13 protein-coding genes and 3 pseudogenes are annotated in these 15,713 nt (G+C 57.8%); 10 read left to right on the top strand and 6 right to left on the bottom strand.

Annotated elements, in window-relative coordinates; translation table 11 throughout:
- The first annotated feature begins 102 nt into the window (after positions 1 to 102).
- Positions 103 to 363, top strand: a complete 261-nt coding sequence (locus tag RR_RS10880) for an AbrB/MazE/SpoVT family DNA-binding domain-containing protein (protein WP_011223692.1) — start codon at positions 103 to 105, stop codon at positions 361 to 363.
- A complete protein-coding gene (locus RR_RS10885; RefSeq protein ID WP_049938888.1) occupies positions 360 to 668 on the top strand; it encodes a hypothetical protein in 309 nt (102 codons plus the stop codon). Before RR_RS10880 ends, RR_RS10885 begins: the two co-directional genes overlap by 4 nt.
- Here RR_RS10885 and RR_RS10890 read toward each other — a convergent pair.
- The gene (locus tag RR_RS10890; protein WP_011223694.1) at positions 665 to 1,771 is read right to left on the bottom strand and encodes an IS630-like element ISHma2 family transposase; all 1,107 of its coding nucleotides are present in this window, start codon (positions 1,769 to 1,771) and stop codon (positions 665 to 667) included. The genes RR_RS10885 and RR_RS10890 overlap by 4 nt on opposite strands.
- A 362-nt stretch (positions 1,772 to 2,133) precedes the next feature.
- Between RR_RS10890 and RR_RS10895 the strand changes: the two genes are divergently transcribed.
- From RR_RS10895 to RR_RS22975, 3 genes are all read left to right on the top strand, one after another.
- Complete coding sequence (locus tag RR_RS10895; RefSeq protein WP_011223695.1) at positions 2,134 to 2,694, top strand: IS1096 element passenger TnpR family protein; 561 nt, start codon at positions 2,134 to 2,136, stop codon at positions 2,692 to 2,694.
- Positions 2,695 to 2,921: 227 nt separating this feature from the next.
- Positions 2,922 to 3,911 (top strand): hypothetical protein, encoded by a 990-nt coding sequence (locus RR_RS10900; protein WP_011223696.1) that lies wholly within the window; start codon positions 2,922 to 2,924, stop codon positions 3,909 to 3,911.
- Complete coding sequence (locus tag RR_RS22975) at positions 3,908 to 4,036, top strand: hypothetical protein (protein ID WP_011223697.1); 129 nt, start codon at positions 3,908 to 3,910, stop codon at positions 4,034 to 4,036. Before RR_RS10900 ends, RR_RS22975 begins: the two co-directional genes overlap by 4 nt.
- A gap of 86 nt (positions 4,037 to 4,122) precedes the next feature.
- On the opposite strand, the gene RR_RS10905 is transcribed toward RR_RS22975, so the two are convergent.
- From RR_RS10905 to RR_RS10920, 4 genes and pseudogenes are all read right to left on the bottom strand, one after another.
- Complete coding sequence (locus tag RR_RS10905) at positions 4,123 to 4,611, bottom strand: hypothetical protein (RefSeq protein WP_011223698.1); 489 nt, start codon at positions 4,609 to 4,611, stop codon at positions 4,123 to 4,125.
- 73 nt (positions 4,612 to 4,684) lie between these two features.
- On the bottom strand, positions 4,685 to 5,227 hold the full coding sequence (locus tag RR_RS10910) for a hypothetical protein (RefSeq protein ID WP_011223699.1): 543 nt from the start codon (positions 5,225 to 5,227) through the stop codon (positions 4,685 to 4,687).
- A 20-nt stretch (positions 5,228 to 5,247) separates the two neighbouring features.
- Positions 5,248 to 7,063, bottom strand: a pseudogene (locus RR_RS23120) (SWIM zinc finger domain-containing protein).
- A gap of 71 nt (positions 7,064 to 7,134) precedes the next feature.
- Entirely contained in the window at positions 7,135 to 7,386 is a 252-nt protein-coding gene (locus tag RR_RS10920; protein WP_011223703.1) for a hypothetical protein, read from the bottom strand.
- Positions 7,387 to 7,657: 271 nt separating this feature from the next.
- On the opposite strand from RR_RS10920, the gene RR_RS10925 reads away from it, so the two are divergent.
- Together RR_RS10925 and RR_RS10930 are read left to right on the top strand one after the other, a co-directional pair.
- Entirely contained in the window at positions 7,658 to 8,227 is a 570-nt protein-coding gene (locus RR_RS10925; RefSeq protein ID WP_011223704.1) for a DUF7342 family protein, read from the top strand.
- On the top strand, positions 8,220 to 8,657 hold the full coding sequence (locus RR_RS10930) for a hypothetical protein (protein ID WP_011223705.1): 438 nt from the start codon (positions 8,220 to 8,222) through the stop codon (positions 8,655 to 8,657). Before RR_RS10925 ends, RR_RS10930 begins: the two co-directional genes overlap by 8 nt.
- A gap of 348 nt (positions 8,658 to 9,005) precedes the next feature.
- Here the strand turns inward: RR_RS10930 and RR_RS23125 are convergent.
- Positions 9,006 to 9,083, bottom strand: a pseudogene (locus RR_RS23125) (RNA-guided endonuclease TnpB family protein); the annotation flags it as partial.
- A 491-nt stretch (positions 9,084 to 9,574) separates the two neighbouring features.
- Here RR_RS23125 and RR_RS10935 point away from each other — a divergent pair.
- From RR_RS10935 to RR_RS10945, 3 genes and pseudogenes are all read left to right on the top strand, one after another.
- Positions 9,575 to 10,792 (top strand): annotated as a pseudogene (locus tag RR_RS10935) (RNA-guided endonuclease InsQ/TnpB family protein).
- 904 nt (positions 10,793 to 11,696) lie between these two features.
- Positions 11,697 to 12,524 (top strand): IS5-like element ISHma8 family transposase, encoded by an 828-nt coding sequence (locus RR_RS10940; protein ID WP_049938889.1) that lies wholly within the window; start codon positions 11,697 to 11,699, stop codon positions 12,522 to 12,524.
- A gap of 90 nt (positions 12,525 to 12,614) precedes the next feature.
- Entirely contained in the window at positions 12,615 to 13,175 is a 561-nt protein-coding gene (locus tag RR_RS10945; protein ID WP_011223708.1) for a helix-turn-helix domain-containing protein, read from the top strand.
- The last annotated feature ends 2,538 nt before the right edge of the window (positions 13,176 to 15,713 follow it).

Raw genomic sequence — 15,713 nt, forward strand, 5'->3', positions numbered from 1 at the left:
ACGACGTCCAGTGGACACTTCGGATGCTGAACGATGCTCCAAGCCAACCACTACGACCTGGCCGACGGGGAATTCAAATAATACGGGGTGTAATACTCAGTTATGGGTGAAACGACGAAAGTCACGGAGAAGGGGCAAACGACGATTCCACGTGATCTCCGTGAGAAGTACGGTATCGAGCCGGGTGACAGCGTGGAGTGGGTCGAGACAGAAGATGGCGTCATGCTAACGAAGGCAGTCGACGGCGGCGGACGCGGAATGTTGGTGCCCGATGATACTGATGAGGACACGCGCGAAGAAATCGCACAGGAACTGACTCAGCGGATACACGACCGGCGGACGAAGGAGACGCCCGATACGTGACGAAGTATGTCGTCGGTTCGATGGGGTATCTGCGATATCTGGTTGATAGTCTCCCAGAGGAGGCAAGCAATATCTTCGACCGAGCCGAGGCCGGATTGGACGTGCTGTACGCACCGGATGTCGTCGTTGGCGAGACGCTGTACGAGGTGGCGCTTGGCGGCGAAGTCGCAGGTGTGGCGCTTCAGGGAAACCCGAACGACGTGTATCGCCGAACTGTGACGAACGGCCCTATCGACGTGGTCGCTCTCGACGAGCACGCGATGGCGATCTACGCGAGCCTCGCCGAGTTCTACGATAGTACCTAGCGTAACTTCTGGAGATGCCCGCCAAGATACTCCTCAATCCACGAGGCCGCGAAGCTCAGTTGAGTCGTCAGTTGCTCAAAGAGTTGAGTGAGGAGAGCGCGGTATTCTGCCGCGCTCTCCACAATCAACGGTGATGCTTCCCATTTGAGGCTCTTCCAGACCTGCTCGATTGGGTTGAGATCTGGAGAGCCAACCGGGAGAAAGACGAGATCGATACCGAGTTGATGGGCTCGTCTACGCGTGTACTCGCACACGTGCGAGGAGAAGTTGTCTGGGACGAGCAGAATCCGCTGACCCGGATTCTGCTCGCGGATCCCCTCAAGACACTCGCAGATCCGTTCTTTCTCTTGATTGGCGGGAAACTGAACGACACTCTCACCAGAGAGGGCATAGAACCCGACCGCTGGTTCGTCTAACTTCACCAGCGGTCGGGTGATATGCGGATCATCTACGGTGTAGAGTCGCTGGGAGTTGTCCCACGGTTGTGGATGCGATGTATCGAGAAATCCAAGGACGGTTCCACCGTCCGTACGGATTTCTTCGTCAACAACCCAGCCTTCCTCGTCATCTCCCTCGCATTTGTTGTGGGGAATGTCGTCAGGCTCATCGTCGAACGCGTCGCCGACGCGTTCGTCGAGAATCTCTTCGGCGTTTTCCGGGCGTGATGGGCGCTTAGTTCGCGGAATTGCGTAGGAAAGACTGAGATTTTCGAGGAAGGTGCTTAAGTAGACCGGGTGAAACTCTACGTCGAATTCTTCGTTAATGAGGTGCTGTATTTCTTGTTTCTTCCACGGTTGCCCGTCACGAAGTAGGTCCAAGAGGCGTTGGCGTTGGTCCTCGCCGAGCTTCGGGGGCTTGCCGCCCCCGAAGTTCGGCATCAGAAGACCGAGGCCACCCTTGTTCCACCGGCGAGCCCAGCGTGTTCCCGTTCCAGAGGACCTGCCGACATCGTCGGCAGCGTCCTCCAGAGTTGCTCCCTTGTAGATCCGTTTGATAAAGATCAACCGCTCAGTGAGTTTCTCATCAGTAGATTCCGCAAGGAGTCGGTCGAGATCGTCCTCACTGAGGTGACGGACGATCTCTTTGCGGCGCTCTCCAGACATACTCTCATATCAGATGCTACCTCCATAACTTCCCCTAACCACTAAAGTAGAACTCTACGACGGACTGATTCATGCTGCACACCGAACGCTCGACACCGAGGCGGTCATCTCCGACGATAGTCACCTGCGCCAGAACGAAGTCAAACTCGTCTGGGACTGAGACAACGTCCGTGTTCTTGTATTAACAGCGGGCAACGGTATGTCGGGATGACATTCTCCGCGCCGTGAACGGCGGGATTCTCTCGCTGTATCGAGATAGTTTCGCGGATGAAATATTTCTAACCCCATACTCGACCGAGCGAGAAGCGATAATAGCGGTGGCGGTGGACAACACCTACAATCCCGGCCCTAGAATCGTTACCATGGCGATTTACGTATTCCGGGTCTGGCTCCACCCGAATCCACCGCTGGGATTCGAGCCCGGCGAGGAAGTCTGGCGCGACATTGAGGTCGACGGCTCGCACACGCTGGCAGAGTTTCACGAGGCAATTTTCGAAGCGTACGAGCGATGGGACAGCCACGCCTACGAGTTCATCACGCGCGACGAGGACGGGATTGCGCTCCGGAGTTACGTCCACCCACAGCTCTACGACGGCGGGGCAAGTTGGCGACCTATGGACGTCGAGGAGATCGACCGCTTCATCGAACAGGCCGTGCCCGACGACGCGACCGAAGCGGCCAAAGAGCGGTTTCGTGACCTCCAGTCGAATCCGCCGCCCGAAGGCAACACCGCTGAGACAACAGTCGACGAACTCGATCTTGACGAGGTCGGCGCACTCTCCTATATCTTCGATATGGCCGACAACTGGGACCACTACATCGGACTCCAGGAGGCTCGCGAGGGGTCGCTGGATTGCGACCCGATCGTCGTCGACAAACAGGGCACGGCACCGTCCCAGTACCCCGACCTGGACGAACAGTAAGCTATGCCACGCGACATCGCTCCACCGAACAGACCAGACGGCCCGAGCGCTACCGGTGTGAGGAGTGTGGCGCGTGAACGGTGGCCTATCCTGCGGATGAGCGACCCGACCCCCTCGAACCGGGAACAAACCACCTGGAGTGACCGCATCGCCACGCTTTCGCATTCCGTGGGGAGGGCCCCAAACACAAATACGTCTCCCCTCGCATATCTAGGCGAATACGAACGATGCCACACGAATGCGACGCCTGTGGCGAGACGTTCGACACGTTGAGCCGCCTTCGCCTGCACGACTGCCCGGCCGACGAGCCAGCCGATCGGGACCCGCTGTCGTCGTTCGACGCGTTCCTGGATTCGATTTCGGATGGGCTCGACGCCGACATGCAGCGACGGAACCGGGAGCGCGAGACACAGGGACTGGACGCCGCGAGCGATACGTTGAAAACCAGTCTTGAGGAGGCTGCACAGGGTGACGTCGACGCTGCGTTCGGGTTGATCGCCCGGTACGAACGCGAACTCCGGGAGTACCGCGACGCCGAGGACTACAAGACGTATCGCGGGATCTTCTGGGCGTTTTACGAACCGACCGCAGAGACCCTCGACGAGATTGCCATCCACGAGGGATGGGCCTTTCTCAGGGAGCTTATCGACGCCTATCCGCGCGAAAGCACCGACGACGAGCCCAACGTGAGCCCTGTCATCGAGAACGCTGTCGGACGGCACGTCATCCGGACGCGGCTGCGCGACGGCGTTGCAGCGGTCCCCGTCGAGGCGCTTGCGTATCTCGGCTCGTTCTGGGAGTCGATGGGAGAAACCAGCGGCGAAGAATCGTTCACGTACGGCTGGGGGATCGGTCATCCCGAACACTCGGTTGCAGACCACGCCCAAGAGGTTGCCACCGAGGAACTGTTCTGGGTGCGTGGTGTGCTCCCACATACGTTCTACGCCGACCAGGACGCTGCGGCCGACCTGCTTAACGCGTTGCTCACCGACGAGCGGATCGATTACGAAGATAGATACCTGCTGGCGTCGATCCTAGCCACGGTCGACCGCGATTCATCGCTGCAAATCCCCCGGTACTGGGACCACCGCGAGGAACTGGACGACCGGTTCGAGTTCGACGAGGCAGTTCGGTCGCGGCTGCGAGAGACGATTGAAGCCGAGGGCTTTCACCGGCGACTGGGAGAAGACTGGACGTTCAGCGACATGGAAGTATGAGTGACATCGAGGAGAAACTCGAAGAGACGCTACCGACGCGAGTCGACGCAAGTACTACCGACAGGTCGCCGAACACCTCCAGACGATACAGACGCTGGGACGTGACCGGCGGTTCGAAAACATAGTGTCGTTCCTGCGAGACGGGTACTCGAATCGGCCAGCGTTTCTTGACGAGCTGGAGGAAGCTGGGGTCTGAGCCTCGACCCTACCCTCATCCGAAATAATCCGGGAGGATGCCGTACGTTCTGGCAAGCGTCACGATTTGTTGCTTGAACTCCTCTGACTCTGTACCCTGCGATTCCGCGAGTGCTTCGACCTCCGTGGAGTATGCCTCGCGAATTGCGCTCGCTTCGGCTCGTCCCTCGACTGTCGGCTCCCAGCGGGCTGTCGTCCCGTAGTCACCCGGTTCGAGCGGTGGTCCGAGCCGCTCTTGCTCTCCAACACGCTCGATCAGGCCCCGTTCCTCGAGTGACTCGAGTGTCGTCTCGACCTCTGGTTCGAGATTCATTTCCGCTGTAAAAAACTGGTCGATCGATGGTAGTCCAGGCTCATCTCCAGACGTGGCGAGATCGAGTTTCGCACAGGCTGCAACGAGGTCGTCAGTCGTTTTCTCGACGCCACCGTAATCGTGTTTGTAACGCCTATTGTGGGTCGTGAGTTGGTCGATTATCGTTCGCTCGATCCACGTCTCCGTTTGCATCAGCCGTACTATATCCGCGGAAACAGAGAAGCGTGTCGCACGAGTTGTCTGTCAGGAGCCAAGCGGAGACCACTCAGTCGATCCCCGCTCGCTCTTCCAGCTCATCGACCAACAGCTCGACGATTGCGTCTTTGTCTTCTTCAGGAACGTCCCAGCCATCGAGTTCGTCGAACTTCTCCTCCCAGTGGTCGATCCACGACCCGAACACCTCTTCGAAGGTCGCTTCCGGGTCGTCAGCGGTCTTGACCTTCTCGATGCCCTCCTCGATGGCTCTTCCGACAGGCCCGTCCCGCAACTCGGCTTCGACCACCATCCACGGCTCGTACTCGAAGGCCGAAGAGAGTTCTTCGATGTGCCAGGCGTCATCGGCTATGTCCAGTCGGTATTCGGTCGTCACGTGAAATCGAGCGGGTGAAGCATCGAGCCCCGGTACACCCGCGTCCGAGAGGTACATCGTCGGGTGTCGCTCAATTCGGAACGAGAGCATCTCGTCCGGTTCGAATTGGAATCCGAATGCCCGTTCTCTGATCTTCTCCAGTGTTAGCCCATCGTCGGGAAGGCTGCCATCACGCTCGTCCAGCGCGGTGAGAACTCGGTCTCTGGTAGTACCAGGCATCTCTTCTCACGCAGTTTCGCTCATTCCGGGAACTCCCCCAACAGGTCTTCGAGCATTGGGCGGAGCTTGTATTTCCGGTAGTGGTCGTCTTTGATCGCTTCGACGTAGGCACGCCACTCGTCGAGGTTGCCAGACGCCTGTGCTGCCTTCCCCGCATACTCCAGCCAGTCCACGGCATGGCGATACCGCTGAGACTGTCCGTCCTCGATGATCGGCTCGGCCTGCTGCTTACAGGCGTCGATCGTCCAGTGGGGGTGCTCCTCCCAGACGGTCTCGACGACCGGCTCCACCACTTTGTAGTCCGGAAAGCGGTCTGCGATGGCGATGGCCTCGTCGTATCGCTCCGCGTACAGAAAGATTTCGACGTGCCGTTGCGCAGTCCGCTGTCTCGTGTCCTTGTCTGCAAGCGATTCCAGTAGCTCCTCGCGAACGGTCGGCCACTCCTCGCCGGCGAGTTCTTCCGTGGCCTGGTAGGCCGCAAGCGTCGACGAGGCGTCGAACGCGGCGATGGCTGCCTCCAGCGCAATCTCGGATTCGCCCATGCTGCTGGCCCGGTCGCGGAGCCACTCGGCTAGCGCTGCTTGCCCGCTGTTGTCGTCCAAGGTTACTCCGTGCTGGGCGATTTCCAGGGCTGCTTCCGGTCAGTCGTGGTCCCGCAGGGCTTTGGCCAGCGTGAGTGCTTCGTCCGGCGAGTACAGATTACGCCGGCCGTACTCGATCGCCTCGTCGATTCGACCCTCCTCGACGAGCGTGGCCACGTAGTCGTCGACCAGGTCCGAAGCCTCCGCCAGATTCAGGTACTCCTCGATGCGGTCCTGGCGTTCGAGAACGTTGAGTCGGGCTCTGACGAAATTCTCGGCGTACCACGGCGGGTCGCCTTCCCAGAGGTCGGCATGAGTGATATCACCGTCCATCGCTCGCTGGACCGGCTCGAAGTCCCAGCCCCGCTGTGCCGCTTCGAGGGCGACGCTGTACGGTGGCTGGTGCGTATAGCCGCCCATCTCCTGTTCCCACTGCCAGAGGCGACCTTCCCAGTCGGCGCGCTCGGCCTCCGAGAGGTCGACCGTGAGCAGCGCCTCGGCCAGCACTCGATCGACCTCGTCGAAAAACTCGAAGATCGCCTGCGAATCGTCGTACGAAAGAGCGAGCCACTCTTGCTCCATGAGTTCGTCGGCCAGCGGTTCGAGGATATCCAGTGCCGTCTCGCCGTCTCGGGCCTCGACGGCTGTCCGTGCCTGATCGAGCAAGTCTCGCAACGTCTCGACATCAGTTTCGACTGCCTCATACGGGTCATACGCGTGGGCGCTACGTCCCTCGGTGGGACGGAGAATGTACTGCACCTGCTGGCGGATCGACTCCCGGTTGATGTCGGGTGCGGTCGCGAGCGTCGTCGCCCTCATCTCCTGGTTCGAGTGTTTCGAGCCGGGACTCAACCTGCTCAGCCAACCTCGGATGACTCTCGACGAGGTCGACGAGAACGTCACGGAGCTCTTCGGGGTCCGCGTCGGCGACCAGTTCGGAAACGGGCGGCCGCTGGTCGATTTCGTCGGAATCGCGGACGTATGTCAGGAGGACGGCGACACGGTGCTTGCAGATTCCACCGTGATCGTACGGGCAGGAACACGCCGTGTCGACGACCCCGGTTTCGTCGAGTTCGATTCGTACCTGATAGGGCTTGTACTGGCTGCCTTCGACCGCTGCTCGGATCGTCTCACCGCGCCGGGCGATCTCGACGACGGCGCCCTTGTCGTAGTAGTTCTCTCCCCGGTCGTAGGACTGTGGGCGTGCCAGATCGCGAACCGCTGCCTCCGTGAGTGTCGGGTCGGGACTCGCCATCCTCATTACGCCTCTACGGCTTTGATTTGTAGTAATACTGGGGTGGACGGTCGCAGGTCGCTGCGGGCTTATCAATCCGGGACCCAGACACCGTTCACAGGCCGGAACACCACGTAGGCGTCGACGGCCGATGTGTCGGCTGGATGGGCGGTGTGGAGTGTGAGTTGGCCCATACTCGCGTGGTTTCGGTTCTGTTCGGTCACCCACTCCTCCGCATCCGCTTTCGAGTCGAATGCAAGCCGGCGGTCGTCATCGAAATCCGCCTCCGCAAGTGGTGTCTCGCGAAAGACCGAGTCTTTGAGTTCCACAATGTAGTCTGCCATGGCTGTTCGTTCGCCATAGCCCTCCTTCAGGGTTTCCCGAGTCAGGGCGACTCATGTCTCTGCCGCCCGTACGAACCGGATCCAGATTCGACTGGGAGCCCGACGGCTGAGTATCCGCTTCGGGATGACATACGACAGTCCACGCTGGCTGAGCATCTCTGGAATATGCTGGCTATCGAACTCACGGTCCATCAACACATAGCAGAAATAATTCAGTTTGCGATAGATATATACCAGTCTAAGTGGTAGCTCCCGTACGGAGGCGTCACGAATGGAGATCACTGACATTCCCGACGATGTGTACGCTGGCGACGAGTCACCGCCGGATCTCGATGATTTAGAATCGCCTGATTCGCTGCTCAAGAGTGGTCCGATCCGCGAGCGACTCCTCGATATCGTCACCGGGCTTCGAACCCCTACGAAAGTTTCCGACATCGCCGATCTCGCTGACTGCGACACTGAGACTGCCCGCGACTACTTGGAGTGGTTCGACGGGATGGGATTGGTTCACCGTCACGACGGCCGCCCCGTCCGGTACGAGCGCAACGATGCGTACTTCCAGTGGCGACGTATCGACCGCATCCGCGAAAACTACTCCGACCAAGAGATCGTTGAGGCACTGTCAGACGCCATCGATCAGATCGAGGAATACAGAGAACAGTTCGACGCAGACGATCCTGACGCCGTTTCTCTTGTCGAAGCCAGCCGCGAAATGGCAACTGAAGACGCGTGGGAAGCGCTCTCCGAGTGGAAAACGCTCGAACGCAGAGCTACCCTCCTCGATGCGGCGCGTCGTGATCACTCAACTTCTGGTAGTTCTCCCGGTCATATCGATGCCTGACAATCAGGACGGGCCGTCCAGTACCGGCCCGATCGATGCTGAAATTCTCGACCGGATTGCCCCACACCTCTCCAGGAGCGCCCGCTTCGGCGATGTCCAAGCACGCCCTGAGTATGCACCGAACGCCGTCGTTGCTGACTACGACCTCGGGTACTTCCCAAGTGGGGTCACGCGGGCGTATCTTCGTATCCGATGGTTCGAAACCGATGATTTCAGCATCCACTACTCCGAGCAATACCGGACGGGGAACTCCTGGGAGTGCCGCTGGGACCGCCACCCCAATAATCATAATACCCGCGAGCACTTCCACCCGCCGCCGGATGCGCCGACGCCAGGCGAGGACGAAGACTATCCGGATGAGTGGCAGGACGTACTCGCCACTGTGCTCACTCGTCTTGACGAACGAATCGAGGCATTCTGGAACGAATGACCAGCCAGGGTAGAAACGAGGTGTACGGTTCTACGGAACGTTGTCAGGCTGAATACGACTCGGGTCAAGGAAACTGGTTACTGGCGTCTCGGTGTATCGTCACATCGATGCCCCCGGTATTCGGGCTCTACTGTACAAACCCTGCCTGTGCCTTGTGGCATCGGACCGTACGCATTGAGAAAGGCGGTCTCAATTCTGTTCGTGTGAGAGACGTTGAGATTCCACCGGGTTTAGCGGGGCTGTAATGCGTTGATTCAGCCGACTCAGTAAACTACCCTACCCTACTTCGCTCGGGGTCTAAGGACCCGCTCGCTCGTTGAGGGGATGGCTTTCGCGTGGACTCCCGTTCTACGCCTCGGATGAGGCGGGAAGGTCGTACTCTCCACTCACGTTCACCGTCCCGCGATTCAGGCGCACGTCTACAGGGTGACTGGTCAGAACACAGCACTGTTGGGCGACCACTCTATTGCTTCGAGCACGGGTCCAGCGAGATCTTCGCTCGGGTGGTCGAACGAACGCTGAGGGTATTCTCTCGTTCCGTGCTGTTCATCTAAAGCAAGCCGATACACAAAAAGAAATTCGTGACCGCTACTGACCGCGTCACAGGTGTTGTGACGGTATGAATCGTTCCAACAAGGCCCTTTGTGTGAACTATTCCGGTATTAACTCTGTACCAAAGAGCCGTTCCCGACTGCTGGTGCTACCGACCGACGACAATGTTAGGCCGCCTACCCGTCGTCGAACGCTGTCCCCAGTATTCAGATTCCATTCAGTCTCATTTTCACAGGCGGTACGAGGCGGATGCCCCGGCCCTTGAGGTCGGGGAGGAAGCCGACAACCGATGACACAAACCACGCTACGATGGCAGGCCGACTCCCAAACGTATGAGTAACACCGTGTATATGTGTGAAAACACAGTGGAATACCGTCGTACCGCCGTCATCAAACTCGACACTCCCGAAGGAGCTGACGCCCCCCTTTGAGAGACGGTCGAGCAGTTCAAACACTGCGCCAACACCGCGAGCGAATGGTGCTGGCACGGCAACGACGGCTACCACGTCACCTCAAAAGCCAAAGCCGAACGCGCCCTCTACGACCAACTCCGCGACCAAACCAACCTTACCGCGAATCTTGTCCAGAAAGGGATTCGCAGGGCGGTTGAGGCCGTCAAAAGTGGAGTCTCGCGTCTCGAACGTGGCGAGAACACGTCACAACCGCACTTTTCTGCCGATAGCGCGGTCTACGACAAGCGGAGCGCGACGTTCCACCGCGACCACGTTTCGCTTTCAACCGTAGACGGGCGCGTCGAGTGCGAATACATTCTTCCCGACGACTCGGAGACACCGCCGACCAAATACGTCTCCGACGAGGACTTCGAGTTTCGGATGGCGCACTTACAATATCGAGACGGTGACTGGTATCTCCATGCCTCAATGCGGAAAGTCGAAGCCGGCGAGGGAACGTCTGAATCTGAGTCCAAGCACAGAACAGTCCTTGGTGTGGATTTGGGCGTGAACAACCTCGCCGTTGCTTCGACGGGGCGATTCTGGTCGGCAGGCGAGTTCAACCACTGGCGTCGAGAGTATGAGAAGCGTCGTGCCTTGCTCCAGCAGTGTGGCTCTCGCCACGCCCACGAAAACATCGAGAGCGTCGGTCAGAAAGAGTACGGACGGTTCGAGATATACCTGCACACGGTGGCGAACGAACTCATCGAGGAAGCCATCGAGAACGACTGTTCGCACATCGTGTTCGAGGACTTGACCCACATTCGGGAGAATATTCCCGAGGCGACGTGGCAACACGTTTGGGCGTTTCGACGCCTCTACGAGTACGTCGAATACAAAGCCAAAGAAAACGGCGTCGAAGCCGTGCAGGTTGACCCGCGCAACACCTCGAAGCGGTGTTTGACGTGTGGGTTTACCCATGACGATAACCGGAACGGGGAGTCGTTCAAGTGTCAGCAGTGCGGGTATGAGAACCATGCCGACTACAACGCTTCCAAGAACATCGGCTTGCAGTATCTCCGTCGTCGGCAAAACGCAGACGATGGAGGCGCACCCGTAGATGTGCGCTTGAATCGCGGGACGTTGAACGTGAGCGGGGAGTACGCACACCCTGCCTCTACCGAGGCATAGAACGGGAGTCCACGCGAAAGCCTCGGGGTCGTTCGAGAGAGCTGCGCTCTCTCGTGATGACGAGACGCCCGGCGTCTCGAACCACTTGACCCCGAGGCGATTTACGGGGACGCTGCCGAAACACTTGCCCGACGGTTGAAGTCACTGGACGCGGTGACCCAACTATTCGACACCGCACCCGACGATTGCTACGCAACGGAAGATTGGGAGTCACAAATCGGGTCCATCGACTGTGTGGACGAAAACAGGAAGTAGACAATCGAGTGTTGCGAGTAGACGGGATGGTTACCCGCTCTTTTTGTTTATCCTCAATAGGTTGAATAGTGTACTCTCTGCCAGTTAGGACACTACTAATCAGATAATCTGCCGATCAATGCGTCGTCTGAATTATAAGACACATACCCATTGACGACCGATCGCTGTTCATATTCGATAAGCCGAGTATGCGCGAACTCACGAGAGATCTCCAGCGGAAACTCACAGACACTCCCACAATCCAGTTCCTATGTCGGGCAGCTGTGAGCCACGGTGTGTGGCATCCAAATAACTGTGAAGCAACACTGCCAGAAACCGCGAGACGGCGGCGGCTGCAAGGCACCCACCACCGACTGATATAATACTAATACTCCCACTGTACTACTCTGCCGATGGCATGTGAATACTGATGCAGGAGGGACCCAGGAGTCGGTCGGAAATCTCCACTCACCTAGGGGAACCCAGAACATAGCGGCCGCCGGCGAACCCAGATTCGAAGACGGTTGCAAGGGACCAAACCGTCTCGACGGCGGATAACAAAACGACTCAACGGCGGGTAAAACAGTCAAATAGGCTCTGGTGAATCGCGGGACAGCGTCGGTTTCGACCGTCAGAACTAGGAAGATGAAGCGGGAAACCGTCGATGTCAATGTCGAAAATTTCCCGCTTCACAAGCAAAGTCGTTCAGTTAGCTAAAAATGCTGTTGGTGAGCGAGGCGAAGTCGCCGCCCCCGAAGGGGGTGGCGGCTTCGCCGAGTATGCGGTGGTGTCGCTACACTGTCTACGGGTTTACCTGAAAAAATCTTACCGAGAAGCACTTGATTTGCTGAACGAGATGCCACAAATACTCGGGGAGATCGGCCGCGTCAAGGCCGATCTCCCCGACCACTCGACACTGGTCAAGTGGTTTGACAGAATCAAGACAGCACTCTGGCGAGTGCTGCTGCGCCTCTCGGCGCAGCTGCACGGCCCAAGCGGCCATGCCGCTATCGACGCGACGTTTTTCGACCGAGAAAACGCTAGCAAGCACTACTGTCGCCGGACGAATTACCGTGTTCAAACGCTCAAAGCAACTGCTCTCGTCGACACAGAAAGCCGGGCTATTCTGGATGTTCACTGTACGACTGAGAAACGCCACGACACACAGCTCGGCTGGCAGGTCGCCCGCCGCAACGCGGGCGACCTCGCCAGCCTCGCTGCCGACAAAGGCTACGATTGGATGGATTTACGCGAGAAACTCCGAGAAGAAGGCGTGAGACCACTAATTAAACATCGTGAGTTCCGGCCCATCGATCACGCGCATAACGCGCGGATCGATGGGCCTCGATACCGTCAGCGAGCAATGTGTGAGACCGTTTTCTCGACGATCAAGCGCACGCTCGGCGACGCCGTGCGTGCGCGAACTTGGTACGGTGAATTTCGTGAACTCGTCCTGATGTGTACGGTTCACAACATCAAGCAGTCTCTGAAACCGTGAAATAAAGCTACGTCTGGCGATTCACTACGGCCGTCAAATAATACCCCGTCCCGAGACAACAGATTTTAGAAAAGGGTTGAGAATAGTATCATGCCAATGGGCGATGCAGTATCGGTAAAACGCTGGCTCTCCGAAGCGGAGTTAGACCACCAACTGAAAGCGGCCGATAGCGGTAAACGCGCCCGGCGACTGGGATTTATCAAGAATCTGTATCGGGGGGATTCGGTTACAGAAGCGATTGTTCGGGAGGGCCGCTCGGAATCAACCGGGTATCGATGGCTACACCGGTGGAACGATGGCGGTCTCGACGCCTTGCTCCCCGATTACGGGGGTGGGCGGCCACCAAAACTCTCAGAGTCAGAGCAGGAAGTGTTCCTCAAGCGGATTGCCAGCCAACAGCCGGTCTCGACAGAGACAGTCAAGTCGATCCTGCAAACCGAGTTTGACGTCGAGTACGCGACTACATATTTGCCCCGGAAACTCGAAGAAATGGGACTCACGTATCGGCCGCCAGCCCGCGAAAGCGTAGACCAACAGGAAGTCCTCGAAGGAATTGAATGGGATGAAAAAACCCCAGTAGACAGCACACGGCGACACCCCTACGACGGGCAGTCGAGTCGGCACAAAGCGGGCTGGGTCATAGCTGAGTAGCCACCACACTGAAGCGTTGTTAACTTAGACCTGGCCTCGGTACGGCTCGGTCGAGCCAAGCCATCAAAAACCGACACGGGAAAAATTCCCAACAGTTTTCTCTTGATAACAGTATTCTCGATTGAAAGGTGAAATAACAAATATGTTTCTACCGGTGTCTTGGAGAGGCAACGATTCGGTCACGGGGGTTTGGCCATTGGCATAGCTGACTCAACACGAGTAACGGAACCGGATGCAAACAGCAGTGTATCTGATGGTCGCAGGAGATGACCGCGAGTCACATGGTAGATTGCTCACGACCGAAGTTCGATCGGCGTTGCCAGTCCTTCGATCCGAGTTGGAGACGCAAGCGGTGACAGTTGCCCCGCCCCCATCCTTCGCGCTCGGGGTCGGTTGAGCCACCCCGACCGCGAGAACAGGACTGGTCGCGAAACATCTGTTTCCACCGCGACCCAGTGGGACACAGGGTACGCTTCGTTCGTCTCCGGATGTCACGATGGGTTTGGAATTGCGTGCACCTGTGTCAAGTCCATCGCTCACTCGCCTTGGGACTGGCGACTACATCGACGCTGTCGGATGGGATCTTTTTGTGAATGTCTCACACGGTAACTACAGCGGCGATGAACTTGCGCCGAAGATACTGGCTAAACTGAACCGTGTCTATCTAAGAGAGGTCGACAGCAGTTTTGGATTCCGGGCGGCAGCGGAGTGCGGACTCACACAGGGGGAGTGAGAGTAGTGTCAAGTGGAGTGGTAGGTCGGATGTGGGTGGCCCCATTTGAGTGGTGTGACAACTTCTCTGAGAACGGCCCGGGTGTCGTCGGGTGCGAATGGCTGCGTTCGCTTGCCGCCGTCGCAACTGCGCTGTCTCTGGCGGGACAGACCTGCACTGCTGTGTGGACCGTCGGTCGACTGGCGCTTGATTGCGATCGGCTAGTTAGGGGCTGATATCGGCTGGTGTCTGCGACCGTTGATACTGATGTCATCGCTGGGGTGTCTGCTGGGACCGTCTCTATAGCGGAATGCTGTTTTGAAATTGGGGGAATGTATCCGTGTCGGGGCCTCCTGGCTGGCGCTGAGATCGGCCCGGTTGTCCTTGCTCTCGGGTCCCCCCCTGAGGTGTTTGTGCTAGTCACCTGTGTACCTACCAACGAGACATGCATATTAGTATTATATCAGTCGGTGGTGGATGCCTTGCAGTCGCTGCCGTCTTGCGATTGTGCCGGTCGGTCCCTCACAGCTCTGTCGGTGCCTTCCACCATGCCACACAGCTGGCTTTCAGTCGCCAGAGAGCCGTCCAGTACCGGTCAAAATATGGTCTGGTTTGACGATCCGGCTCGAGCCAGCGGTCGGTTCATGTCTTCCCGCCCGCGGTAAGCGGCGGTTACACGCCACACCGCCAGATGAGTGTCTCACGAAGCCACCAGCAAACCCATCGTCGTGTCACCAACCACGCGGTGTACTTTCAGCACTGTTCAAGCACACTCTCGAGATGGCTTTGTTACTCTATTGGGGCCTGGTCACAGTTTCATCGAACGGCCAACGCTACTCCACAAAGGACAGCCACACACACAGCGAAGACTCAGCAAGGACTGACTACAGAAACAGCGAAGACTCAGCAAGGACTGACTACAGAAACAGCGAAAACTCAACGAAGACTGACTACACAAACAGTGAAAACTCAACGCACAATCAGCATGACTCTCGCAAGCCACGATCACACGCTCTCCAACAATCCAGCATTCCCTACACACCAGTAACAACACAGCAGAGCTCACGTACTCCGTCGCTTCGCAAAGGTAGTTCAGCACAGATACTCGTGCTAGCAGTATCGAGGACGGACTCAACCATGACAGAGCCAAGCCCAAAGCGACGTGTCCGTGTCCCGACGCCATGATACGTCTATGCGACACGTTCAGTCCCAGCAGACAACAGCCAGCGCGAGACCATCCACAATCAAGGACAGAAACGGACAGCGCTAAGACACCAGTCAGTTGCGAGCCCAGCTAACGATCGGCTGAGACTGTGCGAAGACTATCGCAAGGTCGTCGGACACACACCGCGATCACGATCATGCGTAGTGGTTGCGACTACACGTCTTGAGGCACCTCAGGGATTGAACTGGGGTAAAGCACCCAAACGTCACCAGTTAGCCAGCAAGGAGCGAGGCACGACCTAAACACACTCAAGCACTCACTACAAACGCTGCTACAAACATTCTGTACTCTCCAGGGGCGCCGCGATGAAAGCAGCGACACTGCAGAGCCGCGTCGAGACACCCACAGATAACTCGCAGTGGATTGCTTGGCGAACACGAAGAGGAGTCTATCGCAAAATCTACCGACGTTCATCCTGAGGACAGTACACGCTTGAGCACAGACAAAACTCGACGAGAAACCCACAGCTTCACAACCGAAACCGGCCGCTGAACCCACAACCCATGGGAAAGACTAGCTGCTGAATCCCTCCTTTCCCACTGAAGAATACTCGAAGATCTGGTCCAAGAACAGTACAAGAACAGTACAAAAACAGTACAAA

The sequence above is a fragment of the Haloarcula marismortui ATCC 43049 genome (genome assembly GCF_000011085.1).
GTDB classification, from domain to species: Archaea; Halobacteriota; Halobacteria; order Halobacteriales; family Haloarculaceae; genus Haloarcula; species Haloarcula marismortui.

Bases quoted from the DNA above. Each gene is read 5' to 3' on its own strand.
- RR_RS10905 (WP_011223698.1), bottom strand. From the start codon at position 4,611: ATGCAAACGGAGACGTGGATCGAGCGAACGATAATCGACCAACTCACG.
- RR_RS10910 (WP_011223699.1), bottom strand. From the start codon at position 5,227: ATGCCTGGTACTACCAGAGACCGAGTTCTCACCGCGCTGGACGAGCGT.
- RR_RS10940 (WP_049938889.1), top strand. From the start codon at position 11,697: ATGTCGAAAATTTCCCGCTTCACAAGCAAAGTCGTTCAGTTAGCTAAA.
- RR_RS10900 (WP_011223696.1), top strand. From the start codon at position 2,922: ATGCCACACGAATGCGACGCCTGTGGCGAGACGTTCGACACGTTGAGC.
- RR_RS10930 (WP_011223705.1), top strand. From the start codon at position 8,220: ATGCCTGACAATCAGGACGGGCCGTCCAGTACCGGCCCGATCGATGCT.
- RR_RS22975 (WP_011223697.1), top strand. From the start codon at position 3,908: ATGAGTGACATCGAGGAGAAACTCGAAGAGACGCTACCGACGCGAGTC.
- RR_RS10925 (WP_011223704.1), top strand. From the start codon at position 7,658: ATGGAGATCACTGACATTCCCGACGATGTGTACGCTGGCGACGAGTCA.
- RR_RS10890 (WP_011223694.1), bottom strand. From the start codon at position 1,771: ATGTCTGGAGAGCGCCGCAAAGAGATCGTCCGTCACCTCAGTGAGGAC.
- RR_RS10920 (WP_011223703.1), bottom strand. From the start codon at position 7,386: ATGGCAGACTACATTGTGGAACTCAAAGACTCGGTCTTTCGCGAGACA.
- RR_RS10880 (WP_011223692.1), top strand. From the start codon at position 103: ATGGGTGAAACGACGAAAGTCACGGAGAAGGGGCAAACGACGATTCCA.
- RR_RS10895 (WP_011223695.1), top strand. From the start codon at position 2,134: ATGGCGATTTACGTATTCCGGGTCTGGCTCCACCCGAATCCACCGCTG.
- RR_RS10945 (WP_011223708.1), top strand. From the start codon at position 12,615: ATGCCAATGGGCGATGCAGTATCGGTAAAACGCTGGCTCTCCGAAGCG.